Genomic DNA, 13,084 nt, shown 5'->3' on the forward strand with positions numbered 1-13,084 from the left:
AACTATGTCCAGAATTGATGAACCTGTTCGTCCTGGCATCCTCAGGGAAAACCGTGAAACCCATGCGGTCCGGCGCTTCGATGCCACGGTTGGTGCGATCACGGCAAAAGAGCCCGTCAATGACGCCGAAACCGAAGACGTGGATCTGACGGATTACCTGATGCGGGCGTGGTACGACCTGATTCATCGGTCGCCGACGCCCGTACCGCGATGCCCGCATTGTGACGGGCTACGCATTCGGGCCGAACGCCCTTCTGGCAAGAGCAAGCTGCCGACCTATTTTTGTCATACGTGCAAGAAGCGCTTCAATCGCTTGACCGGTACGCCGTTTTCAGGTCTCCAGAATCTGGCAAAGGGCACGGAAATGATTCCGCTGCTGTCGCGGCAGATGTCGATGATGCAGGCGGGTGAACGGCTGGGTCGCACACAAAAGGCTGTACTGTCGTGGTTGTTGGCGTTTCGGCGCTTCCTATTGGAACTCGATCCGTCAGGGCGATGGGAGGCTCGTGTTCGACTTGGCGTGCGAGTTGCACCGCGCGCACGTTGTACGAAGTGCGGATTCGAGGGCGGGTTCCTGTCGGGCGGATTCGATCCTCAGCGGCGGCGGCGTATCCGTTGCCCGAAGTGCGGGCGTAGCCGGCTCCTGGATGTGTTGCAGGATGGGGGGGAAGGCGTCGAAGGCGAAGTGATGCACGACGCGATCGACACGGCAATTCGAGTGCGTCGCAAGGTGCATCCAAAGATGCTCGTGCCGGTCGTGGCACGTGTGGCGAGCGTCAGTGATGCGGCGCTCGAAGCGAAGGTGCGGGATCGCGTACTGTGGAGCGAACGCGAATTGCCGGAACGCTGGCTGGCTCCCGGACCCGTCGAGCGAGTCGAGGATGCGGTGCTGTCAGCGTTTTTGCTGGAGCGGATCGAGACGGCGTTGAGTCAGAGTACGGAGTCACCGCAATGTCCGTGGTGTGGCAGCGAACACACGGAATATCATCCACAGCGACGGCCTAATGGACTGCCCGGCTTTCGGTGTCGCGCGTGCTTGTCCTATTTCACGCGAATATCGAACACGCCGTTGAATGGTCCTCATATGCGCAAGCATGCTCGGCAACTCACGCGGATGCTGGGATGGCGGGAGACCGGTAAGGCTGCTGCCCTTGAGCTCGGAGTCGATTCTGAGGTGGTTCGTCGTTGGGTATATGGCTTGCGTCAATGGTTGCTGATGCTCGATCCTACTGGTCGTATGGAGGCACGGGCCAGGCTGTGCATTAGTCGCGAACCTATTGTGCGAACGTGCGCGAAATGCGGGCATGTTGGACCGATCCGACTGTTGGGGCCGACGAATCGTCCGTTGGCGGCGAACGGAGAACGCCAATACAGATTCCGGTGTGGCAGTTGCGCACGTTGTAGTCGAACGTGGCTGTCGTCTGCTGACCGAGGGGTAGCTTCATAGGCCGGAAAGCAGGGCGGGGCGCCCAGATGGCGTGGCTTGGTACACGACAGCAAGCGCTAGAAATTTCAATGCTGTTGTTTGAAGATCAGATCGGTAGAGGAGTGCAATGGGGCTTCTAGATAGATTGCTCGACAAGGCGCATGTATCAGACGCTGGGCCACGAAAGGCGATTTTCCGGGTGCTGCTAGACGATGAGGGTAGAGTTCAGGATGTCGTGATGAAGAATAGCAGTGGAAATCCTGAGGTTGACCAGCAAGGTCGAGCGAAGTTTATGAACATGCGGTTTCCGCCTGGTCGCTTGGGACCCACTTCCAAGAAGGCACGGCGTTGGCACGAGTTTGCTTACTCGGGGGAAGAAGATAAGTAGCGTTTGATTGATCCGATGCGCGTTGGGTACGCTGAACCCGTAGCAAAGGCAGCCGTGGGACAGGGGGGAGTTGGTAGTGAAGCGAGTCGGTAAGCGCCATCGGGGCGTACCTCTGACGAAAGAGATGTTGCTACCGCTGTCGATCGAGAAGGTGCGATCGTTGTCACTGGAGAATCACATGGCACTGGCCGTGGTTCGTTCCGGGAACGGGGATTGTGACCAAGTCACCTGTCTGCTGCGAGTCGTCTACCTGGCGTTCTTCATGCGCAGCGAGACGACCTCCGGCTCAGACCTGGATTTGTATCGACGAGCGGAGACTGTATTGGACGCTTGTATCGCGCGTGCCGAACGCGGCGAGGCGTGGGCGCTTTACGAGAACGAGTTGGCCGACGTGGAGCGCGTGTTGGTCGTGCATGACGAACAACTGGCCGCGATTCCGAAGCATCGCTATCTGGCGGCTTGGGATCGACTTCAACGCTCTGTGATGGGTGGTGGCCGCTCGCCGATTCCAACACGTGATACTCAGTAGACGCGAGCATGAGCCATACTAAGGGCGTGCGTCCACTGCTGTCCTGCGCGATACACGATGGAGTCCGGTTGATTGAAGGATTCGCAGTAAGTATCTGCTGGGGGCACTTTTGGGGGCATGGGGCTGAGGATTTGTCTGGGCTGCCCTTGTGTGGCGTGGGATTGGTTGATTTGTTCCATTCCTGCAGCCGCACCATATTGAACGAAGGGCCGGGAGATTGATTCTCCCGGCCCTTTGTTTTTTTGGATATCCAAGGCGAAACACGCGACGCCGACCGCATGGCAAACCGGCTTCGGCATACGGCATCCAACTCGGTCACAAGCATCGCCCTCGAGGCTGAAGATGCCTACGCTCCCGCCCCGATCCGCACGACGTGCGCTGCGCTGGCAATCCGAGTGCGCATCGCACATCGTTGCGCCCCCCTTTCCCTGTCACGCCCGCGTCATGCTGCGCCCCTAACGTTGCACGTTCCGCCGCGGCGCCACCGTCGCGATTCGGGCGTGCGTAACCCGCACGCGACGCCGTGCTTGCGTCGCGCAACGGTCAACCGGGATCTCGCTCCCGGCGGCGCATCGACTATGCCTCGCGTCATTCCATTCAAAAACACGATCGACGCCGTTCGAACCGGATCGCGGACGATCAGGAGACAAGGACCATGTTGAGTCCGCATGAATTCTCGATGCTGCTGCGCATAGCCCGCGCACCGGACAGCGTCGACCTGGCGAACCCCGCGTTCGCCGTGCTCGTCGAAAAGCGGCTCGTCGACGATACGCAGGTACGCGTGAATGAGGTGGCTGCGCGCCCGGCGCTGACGCCGATCGGCCAGATGCTGCTCGCGCGCTTCGACGAAGCGGCCTGAGCGAAGAGAGCGGGAGAGAAGAGGCGTCACGCCTTCGCCGCAGCGAGTGACGTGACGCAACGCGAGCGCGGCGAACCGCTTACTGCGCGACCGGCACCGTCACGTCGCTGCCGAACCAGTGCATCGAGATCTTCTTCAACGTGCCTTCCTTGCGCAGTGACTCCAGCGCATCGTTGATCGCCTTCTCGAACTTCGGATTGCCCTTGCGGAACGGGATCGCCATCTCCTGCTTGCCGCCGTTCAGCACCGCGCCCGAGCGCAGCGGCAGGTTCGACGTCTTGATCATGTACGGCAGCATCAGGCGGTCGTCGAGCGTCGCCTCGATCCGGCCTGCCGCGAGATCACGCAGCTTTTCCGGTGCGCCAGGATACGTCTGCACCTCGATGCCCGGCACGCTGCGCGCCATCTGGTCGTAGTTGGTGCCGAGCGTCACGCCGAGCTTCTTGCCCTTGAAGTCCTCGAGCGACTTGAAGTTGCGCGTGTCGTCCTTGCGCTGGATCAGCTGCGCGGCCGAGTACGTGTACGGCTCGCTGAAGTCGAGCGCCTCCTTGCGCTGCGGCGTGATCGTGACCTGGTTGACGATCACGTCGAACTTGCCGGCCTGCAGCCCCGCGATGATCCCGCTCCATTCGGTCGGGACGAACTGCGTCTTCACGCCGAGCTTGCCGGCAACCGCATTCGCGACGTCGACGTCGAAGCCCTCGAGCTGACCCGACGTGCCGCGCGAGTTGAACGGCGGATACGTGCCTTCGAGGCCGACGCGCAGCACGCCGGCTTTCTTCACCGAGTCGAGCAGGTCTTCGGCGTGCGCGGCGACGGCCGTGAAACCGAGGGCCGACGCGAGCAGCAGGCCAGATAGCAGGAACTTCGAACGTTTCATCGTGGATCTCCAGTGTTTAGTGTGGTGATGGCGCACCGGGCATCGATCGTGCCCGGGCCGGGCCGAATGACGGGCACGTAGACACTACTCGCAACCGGGCGGCGCCGGAAGTCGAATTGGCCCTGATTGCAATCGATTTCAGCGGGCGGCGGGGTGGCAGCGCGGTGTGACGACGTGGCACGTGAGCGCTGGACGAGCGTTAGAAAGGTTTGCCGTGGACGTTCGGACCAACGATTAAAAATACTCTTTTAAATCAGGTCATTTTCCGAGTCGGCTAGTAATTTGTCTGTAAAATCGCGCGAGCGAAAATCGCATCACGCGCCATCCGAGGGCGCGTCAAAAGAAGAAAAGGCCGTTGCCATGAACATGCAGAACACTGTTGCCGCATTGCGCGGCGGGTTGCTTCAGCAGGACCGGCTGCTGAAGCTCGATACGCCATTGGGCGCCAACGTGCTGACCGTGCAGCGGGCCGTCGGCCGGTCGCGCATCGGGCGCGCGTACGAATTCACGCTCGATGTGCTGTCGACCGACAGCGATCTGGAGCTTAAAAAGCTGATCGCGCAGCCGGTCACGTTGTGGATCCAGCAAGGCGATCGCAGCTACCGGCCGATCAACGGGTACGTGCACACCGCGCGCCGCCTCGGCGCCGACGGCGGGCTCACGACCTATCAGCTCACGTTCGCCGATTTCATCCATTTCCTGAAGTTTCGCCGAGACCAGCGGCTCTGGAACGACACGACCGTCGACCAGATCATCAGCGACGTGCTGAACCAGCATCCGCAGGCGCAGGGGCATTTCCGCTTCGCGCTGTCGAAACCGCTGCCGAGCCGTTCATACACTCGTCAGCACGACACCGACTGGCATTTCGTGCATCGGCTGATGGAGAGCGAAGGCCTCTACAGCACATGGCAGCAGGCCGACGACGGCAAGTCGCATACGCTCGTGATCACCGACAACCTGCAGGCGTTCGCGCCGCTGTCGCCGGAGACCGTGCGCTTCTATCGGGGCGGCGCGGCGAGCGAAGCCGACGCGTTCACGCAATGGTCGGGCTCGCGCACGCTGCAGAGCGTGACCCGGACGACGCGCACGTTCGACTACAAGAATCCGTCGCAACCGTCGAACCCGAAGGGCACGACGCTGCCGACGATGGGCGGCCAGGGCGAATTGCCCGACCAGCTCGAAGTCTACGAGTACACCGGTGCGTACACGTATCTGGACCAGACGCGCGGCGACCATCTGACGAAGCTGCGGATGGAGGAATGGGAGTCGCAAGCGAAGCGCTTCCACGGCGCGGGCGGCGTGCGCGCGATCGATGCCGGCCGTCGTTTTACGCTGGCGGATCATCCCGAACACGATCGCGATCCGGCCGACCAGCGCGAGTTCGCGGCGATCGGCGTCGAATGGTGGATCGAGAACAACCTGCCCGTCGCGAGCAGCAGCGCGGACTTTCCGTACAGCCTGCGCGACGCGTTGACGCAAGCGCAGGAGGGCTACGGTGCCGACGCCGCGTTCCGCGTGCCGCATGACGACGGTTCGGTCGGCTTCTATCTCGTCGAGGTCGAAGCGCAGCGCGTGAGCGTGCCGTATCGCAGCCCGTTCGAGCACGAGAAGCCGAAGATGCATCTCGAGACGGCCATCGTCGTCGGGCCGCAGGGCGAGGAAGTCTATACGGATGAGCTGAACCGGATTCGTGTGCAGTTCGTATGGGATCGTTTGAATCCGGGCAACGAGAACGCGTCGTGCTGGGTGCGCGTCGTGCAGTCGGATACCGGCGGCGGTTACGGTGGCGTGCACGTGCCGCGCATCGGCGAGGAAGTGCTGATCGACTACGTGGGTGGCGATTGCGACCGGCCTTTGGCAGTCGGGCGCGTGTACAACGGCGCGAACCAGCCGCAGTGGCATAGCGACGGGATTCTGTCCGGGTATCGATCGAAAGAGTATTCGGGCAGCGGCTACAACCACCTCGTGATGGACGACGCGACCGGGCAGAACCGCGTGCAGCTGATGAGCAGCAGCGCGAACAGCCTGCTGCATCTCGGCTACCTGATCGACCAGAACGGCAATTCGCGCGGGTCGTATCTGGGCAGCGGGTTCGATCTGCGTTCGGATGCGTATGGCGCGGTGCGGGCGAGTCAGGGCCTGTACGTGACCACGCACCCGAAGGCGCCGAACAGCCAGCCGCTCGACGTGAAGGAAGCGCAGCAGCAACTGGTGACGGGCGAAAGCCTGGTCGAGGCGATGTCGGGCGTGAGCGAGCAGCATCAGGCGGAAAGCCTCAAGGAAGCCCACGACACGATGCGCGCGTTCACCGACGCGACGCAGGACAGCGCGTCGGGCAACGCGTCAGGCGGACGCACGGCAGGCGGCGGCACGGGCAGCGCGAATGCGTTCAAGGAGCCGGTGATGCTGTTCGGCAGCCCGTCGGGGATCGGGATGTCGACACAGCAGTCGCTGCACGTGGTCGCGAACGATCACGTGAACGTCGCGAGCGGACAGAGCGTGCACGTCGCCGCGGGCAAGTCGCTGATCGGCAGCATCGGGCAGAAGCTGAGCCTGTTCGTTCAGAACGCGGGGATGAAGCTGTTCGCCGGCAAGGGCAAGGTCGAGATCCAGGCGCAGTCGGACAACGTCGAGGTGACCGCGCAGAAGGCGGTGAAGGTTGTGTCCGCAACTGACCGGATCGAGATCGCGGCCGACCAGGGGATTCTGCTGACGAGTGGCGGCGGGTACATCCGCATCAAGGACGGCAACATCGAGATTCATACGCCGGGTGCGGTCGATGTGAAGGGCGCGTCGCATACATTCGCGGGGCCGGCGAGCATGGGATATCCGCTGCCGAGCCCGCGGCCGGACCAGCCGGGGCAGTTGGAGCTGTTTCACAAGTACGTGAACGGCGAGGCAGTGAAGGGCGGGCTGTTCACGGTGAGAGACGTGAACGGCGCCGTGCTGAAGAAAGGGGCGCTCGACAACAGCGGTTATACGGCTGTGAGCGGTTTGCCGCCGGGTGCGGTGCGTGTCGAGTTCGGGAAGGATCCGCGCGAGTCGGCTCAACCCGCAAATTACTTCAAGCAGGCGCAGTGGCCGGTCGAGCCCGTCGAGCCGTCGCCGCAGGCGGCGCAAGCCGCGGCGACGGAGCAACTCGCGAGCCAGTTGAAGGGGATGGCGCCTGCGGCGACGACGGCTGCGATGGGGCTTGCGAGCGGAGGTGGAGCCGGTGCTGCGTTGGGCGGACTGGCGAGTTCCGCATTGCCGGCCGCGGCAAGTGCGCTGGGTGGGGCAGGCGCGGTTTCCGCGCTACAGACGGCATCGAGCCTGGGCAGTGCCGCGAAGCAGGTGGCCGGGATGGTGCAGGCAGCTCGCCAAGGTGGGCTCGCGGCGCTGGCCGCGCCGGCTGCGAATGCGGCATCCGGTGCGCTGCAGGGCGCGCTACCCGGTGTCGCCGGGATCGCCGGAAAGGGCGCTACGACGGTGGCGTCAGCCGCCGGTGCGACCGGCATGAAGCTTCCGACGAGCGGGTTCGGCGGACCGCTGAAATCCTGAGAGGGCGGCTCGTCAGCCGTCTTGAAAAAACGAATTGAACGAACAACGACATGGCACAACAACTTCCACCTGGCGCCGAGAAGGAACAGGCCGTTTCCTGGCTCAGCGATATTTCGCCGAAAGATGTAGCGGCGGGAGGCGACCGTTTCAACAAGTGGCTGCTCAAGATCAGCGGCAATCACATTTCGTTCGAGGATCTCAAGACCTTCGCAAGCGCGGTGCCGATCATCGGCAACCTGATGGCGTTTTACGATGCGGTGTGCGACATCGTGATGATCGTCGAGAAGCGCCACGCCAATCTGCTCGATTACCTTGGGCTTGCGATCAACCTGATCGGCGTCATTCCGGTTCCGCCGCCACTCGCGTCGTTCCGACTGTCGGCACGGCCGCTGCTGGCGCTCGTGCGCAATCAATTGCTGGTGTCTCGCGGCAATCTCGGCGCGGCGCTCATTTCGGTGCTCGTCACGCATGTCAACGCCGCGGCCGCGACCGAAATCGAGAACTTCCTGAAGACCCTGCAGGACGTTCTTGTCGAACTGCTGAACGACTGCGCGCATAAGGCGCAGGAGTTGATGCTCGGTATTGCTACCGGGCTGGAACTCGCCCTCAAAGGGCAAATTTTCGACAGCAGTGCCAACGTGCGGCGTACTGCACAGATCGCCCGGAAGATGGACAAGCGGTCCTGGTACAACCCGATGCTGGTGGTTGATGCGATCGAGTACGGTTACGAAGGTTCGATCGCGTTGGGGAAGCAAGCCGGGAACGCGACGGTCGGGACTGCGGCGAAGCTTGCTCCGGATTCGTGGCTGCAACCGTTCCGCGATATCGTCGCGTTCCTGAAGGACGAGGCGCCGAAAGTCGCGAAGGCGATCCGCGATCTGAACGGCAGCGAAGAAGGCAAGATGCTGTGGCTGATCGCGCAAGTGATCGAGGCCGTGGCAAGAGTGCGCGCACGCGGGAAGCTTCACGAAAAGACCGCCGACGTGCCGCCCGGCGGCAAGGGGCGCGCGCAGCACGATCGTCCTCAGGAGCCGGCGGGTGCGATCGGACAGCAGGCGCATGCGGAAGGCGCCGGCCAGAGTCCTTGTAAAAGTTGCGGGATTGGCGCATCGACCGGGTCGATCGATTTTGCTTTCGGCGATGAGACGTTCACTCACACGGACTTTGAACTGCCCGGCGCACTGCCGCTCGTCTGGGCGCGCACGTACCGGTCGCGCCTCTCTGCATACGACAACGGAGAACTTGGCGCGCGGTGGCTCACGCCATACACGACGCGCATCGATGTCGAAGGCGATACATGGTTCTTTCGCGATGCCAGCGGGCGCAGCATCGAATATCGAGCGCTTGCAGCCGGAGGTGTGCATGACGATCTCGCGGAAAACCTGACGCTGACGCGTCTGGACGAGACGTGGGTCGCGATCGCATACGGCCACGACGAGCTTCACGTGTATGAACGGCGCGGCAATGCGTTCCGGCTTGCGATGCAGAAGGACCGTGCAGGCAATGCGATCACGCTCGATTACGACGCGCTCGACCGCGTGGCACGCCTGATCGATGCGAGCGGCAACGTGCTGTCGTTCGAGCACGACAAGCAAGGCCGGATCGTGCTGATCGAGCAGGTGCTCGACGATGGAAAGCGCCGTACGCTTGCGAGCTACGCCTATGACGAAGCGGGCGATCTCGTGCGCGCAACCGACCGGTATGGCAACGCGTGGAGCTATCAGTACCACCGTCATCTCGTGACGCGCTATACCGATCGCACCGGCCGCGGGATGACGCTCGAATGGGACGGCGCGGACGCTGAAGACAACGCGAACGCGAAATGCGTGCGCGAGTACGCGGACGACGGCAGCCTCGATATCCGCCTTGCATGGCATCCGAACATTCGGCTGACCTACGTGACCGATGCGCTCGGTCAGATGTCACGCTACTACTTCAACATCAAGGGATACGTTTATCGAATCGCCTATCCGGACGGCAGCGAGGAATGGTTCCGGCGCGACGAGCATAACAATCTGACGCTGCACATTCTGCAAGACGGCAGCATTGAGCAGATGCGTTATGACGCACGTGGCAACCGGACCTGGCACGAGCGCGCGGACGGCAGCATCGTCGAGATGGCATACGACGGCAAGGATCGGATGATCCGGCTCGTCGATCCGAACGGCCATGTGTGGCAGCGCAAGTACGACGATGCGGGCAATCTCGTCGAAGAAATCGATCCGCTCGAGCATGCGACGAAGTACGCCTACAACGACAAGGGGTTGCCTACGCAGATCACCGATGCGAAGGGCGGCTCGAAGGCGCTTGGATACAACGACGCCGGGCAATTGACGAGCTACACGGACTGCTCCGGAAAGAAGACGGAGTGGCGGTACGACGATATCGGCCGCGTGATCGAGACAAAGGACGCGTCCGGTGGCGTGGTTGCCTATGGTTATGGCCCGAACGGCCAATTGACGGAGACGCGTTCGCCGGCTGGTGTCGAGCACGTGCAATACGACGCTGAAGGTCGGTTGTTGCGGCATACGGATCAACTCAATCGATCGACCCGATACGGCTACGATGCAGTGGGTCGTATTGCGAGCCGCGCGGACGCGCTCGGGCAGACGATTGCGTATCGCTACGACCGTCTCGGCCGCTTGACCGCGCTGACCGATGCGAACCTTGCGACGTACCAGTTCCACTACGATCCGGCGGGGCGGTTGATCGAGGAAATCGGTTTTGACGGCAAGTCGACGCGTTATCAATACGACCCGGACAGCGGCAGCCTTGTTTCGGTTGATGAAGCGGGTTGCGTGATATCGATCGACGTCGACGCAACCGGTCGCCTGATGAAGCGTGTGGCGGGGGAAAGCGAGGAGCGGTTTGCCTACGACCGGAGCGGCAGGCTGATCGACGCGGTGAACCGGTACAGCCGCGTGCAGTTCTTCTTCGATCCGGTCGGCAATCTGGTGCGCGAACATCACGCGTACGATCTGTTCGGCGAGCGGCGTAGCTACGTCTGGCACCACGAATACGACGAGCTCGGCAACCGACGACGTACCGTGCGGCCGGATGGGCATGCGGTTGACTGGCTGATGTATGGCTCGGGGCATGTGCACGGGATGCTGCTCGATGGCGAGGAGCGTGTGCAATTCGAGCGCGATGACCTGCATCGCGAGACGGTACGCATGTTGTCGAGCAAGGTCGGACAGCGCACGCATTACGACCCGGCAGGACGCGTACTGCAGCAGACGATCCAGCGGTCGACCTCGCCCGCGCCGCTCGCCGAGCGGCGGTATCGCTATGACGCGGTCGGGCAATTGTCGCGGATCGAGGATAGTCGCAAGGGCGGGACGGATTACCGATACGATCCGGTCGGGCGGCTGATCGAGGCGATCAGTCCGGTCGCGAAGGAGCAGTTTGCGTTCGACCCGGCGAGCAACATCATCGATCCGGTGCGGTCCACCGAAGCGCCGGCCGCCCGTTCGAGCCCGGTGCGGCCGGAAAGCACGTTGCCGGTCGAGGTGCCGAAGGTGCTGGGCAACCTGCTGAAGGCGTATGCGGGGATGCACTTCGAGTACGACGCGCGCGGGAATCTGGTGCGCAAGCGTACGCCTGCGGGGCAGCAGGAATACGAGTGGGACGAGTTCAATCGCTTGCTGTCGGCGCGGGTTGCGGAGGCGTCGCGGCAGAGTCAGTCACGGTATTTCTATGATGCGTTCGGTCGACGGATCGCTAAGGAGGTGAACGGCGAGCGGACGGTGTTCGGGTGGGATGGCGACGCGCTGGCGTACGAGAGCGATGGCGAGCGTGGCACGCACTATCTTTACGAGCCGGGAACGTTTGTGCCGCTGGCGCAGTATGTGGCGGAACCGGTTGAGGGAATCTCGACGCCGGAGTGGAAGAGTACCGACCGCTATGTGCCGGAGGAGGATCCGCTGCAGAAGATGCCGGAGCGGCGGGGTGACGCGGCGCTGTTCTATTACCACTGCGATCAGATCGGGACGCCGCAGTTGCTGACGGATGACGACGGAGACGTCGTGTGGGAAGCGTCGTATAAGGCGTGGGGCGAAGCGCGGGAGGTCGTTGCGCGAGTGTCGAAGGCGGCGGGGATCGTGGCGAGGAATTCACTGCGGTTCCAGGGGCAGCAAGTCGATGAAGAGACGGGGTTGCACTTTAACCGCAACCGCTACTACGATCCCCAATCGGGCCGCTTCGTTAGCAAGGACCCGATCGGGTTACAAGGCGGCATCAACGTCTTCCAGTACGCGCCCAATCCAGTGCAGTGGGTCGATCCGTTAGGTCTTTCGAAGCAATGTCGTAAATGTTTGCCTAGCTGCAATGATTACGCGTCTCAGGGGCCGAAAGATCCAACGGAGATGGCCCAAGAACTTTCCAATCAGATCAACCAAAACTCGGTAACGTTCTCTACGCCCACAACACAGGGCCACATTGACCTGCAAGGGGCATCGCATTTCGATAAGGCCACGGGAACCGATATTCCGACACCTCATGTTCAGACTCGTAAAATTAACATAGGACCAAACGGCCAGGTGACGACATCGAAAAAGACGGAGGTTACAAGGGCTGCGACTAAACAAGATGTTCGCGTTGCAAGGGAGTTGGCGAGACGAAAGGGATTGTGCAAATGAGTGATCTTATTAATGCTTTGCAAAACTGGTATACCTCCCAATGTAACGACATTTGGGAGCACTCTTATGGCGTCGAGATTGCCAATATCGACAACCCGGGCTGGAAGGTTAAGGTAAGCGGTGCATCAGGAAGGAAGCCCATCGATATGAACGCAGAGCGCGATGAAGACGATTGGATCACAGTGAAGGCGACCGAAACGGAATTCGTCGGGTACGGCGGTCCTGGTAATCTCGATGAACTGCTGGCACTCGTCGTAGATTGGTTGCCGTAAGTGCAAAGGGCCGCGTGAGCGGCCCTTGTTGTCTGTATGATGAGTTGAAGATCGGCGTTCGGGTAGTATGGGTATATGCTACCAATCCGGTTGACTGGATTGATCCAGTGGGACTCAAATACGTACCCCGTAGTCGTGCTTGTGATTTGCTTGGAAAGGATAAGTCGAATAAGTCGAATAAGTCGATAAAAATATTTCTGAATGGCGGCGTGTTGTTTTTAGAGGTACTCTGAAGGAGGAGCGAACGAAGTTCTTGTGCGACGATTTTGTGAAGATTGGGCCGGGAAAGCGTCAGGTTTGCGTGACGCCATCAGATTATAGTGGCGGTCATGGGGTGGGCGGCGCCACTGTGCCGGATACTCCGTATGTTCGTTTTGAGCTCTTGCGGCGACGGGTAACGGAAATCGTCTTGTTACAAAGAACGTGCAAGTTCCACTTGATGCTGGGAATAATGGATGTCAATGATGTTGGAGGTGTTGTGGGAATGCGGTGGAATTTCATTCATCTTTGATTTGAAAGAGGGGGGTGTTCCTTGGTGCGCTAAATGGCCTCA

The 13,084-nt window shown here is 61.4% G+C and carries 7 protein-coding genes; 6 read left to right on the top strand and 1 reads right to left on the bottom strand.

What is annotated here, in order from left to right:
- The first annotated feature begins 4 nt into the window (after nt 1-4).
- From DIE12_RS23875 to DIE12_RS23885, 3 genes are all read left to right on the top strand, one after another.
- Complete coding sequence (locus DIE12_RS23875; RefSeq protein WP_124522293.1) at nt 5-1,447, top strand: DUF746 domain-containing protein; 1,443 nt, start codon at nt 5-7, stop codon at nt 1,445-1,447.
- 491 nt (nt 1,448-1,938) lie between these two features.
- On the top strand, nt 1,939-2,343 hold the full coding sequence (locus DIE12_RS23880) for a hypothetical protein (RefSeq protein ID WP_124522291.1): 405 nt from the start codon (nt 1,939-1,941) through the stop codon (nt 2,341-2,343).
- 655 nt (nt 2,344-2,998) lie between these two features.
- On the top strand, nt 2,999-3,202 hold the full coding sequence (locus DIE12_RS23885; RefSeq protein ID WP_044845939.1) for a hypothetical protein: 204 nt from the start codon (nt 2,999-3,001) through the stop codon (nt 3,200-3,202).
- 79 nt (nt 3,203-3,281) lie between these two features.
- Here the strand turns inward: DIE12_RS23885 and DIE12_RS23890 are convergent, their stop codons facing one another.
- Complete coding sequence (locus DIE12_RS23890) at nt 3,282-4,082, bottom strand: cystine ABC transporter substrate-binding protein (protein ID WP_044845938.1); 801 nt, start codon at nt 4,080-4,082, stop codon at nt 3,282-3,284.
- Nucleotides 4,083-4,442: 360 nt separating this feature from the next.
- Between DIE12_RS23890 and DIE12_RS23895 the strand changes: the two genes are divergently transcribed.
- From DIE12_RS23895 to DIE12_RS23905, 3 genes are read left to right on the top strand one after another with little or no spacing between them, the layout of a single operon-like run.
- The gene (locus tag DIE12_RS23895; protein WP_124522226.1) at nt 4,443-7,622 is read left to right on the top strand and encodes a type VI secretion system Vgr family protein; all 3,180 of its coding nucleotides are present in this window, start codon (nt 4,443-4,445) and stop codon (nt 7,620-7,622) included.
- A gap of 50 nt (nt 7,623-7,672) precedes the next feature.
- Entirely contained in the window at nt 7,673-12,259 is a 4,587-nt protein-coding gene (locus tag DIE12_RS23900; RefSeq protein ID WP_260429041.1) for an RHS repeat-associated core domain-containing protein, read from the top strand.
- Nucleotides 12,256-12,531, top strand: coding sequence for an immunity 53 family protein (locus DIE12_RS23905; RefSeq protein WP_124522224.1), 276 nt, complete (start codon nt 12,256-12,258; stop codon nt 12,529-12,531). The genes DIE12_RS23900 and DIE12_RS23905 overlap by 4 nt, the downstream gene beginning before the upstream one ends.
- Nucleotides 12,532-13,084 lie beyond the last annotated feature (553 nt).

The sequence above is a fragment of the Burkholderia sp. Bp9015 genome (assembly GCF_003853505.1).
Classification (GTDB): domain Bacteria; phylum Pseudomonadota; class Gammaproteobacteria; order Burkholderiales; family Burkholderiaceae; genus Burkholderia.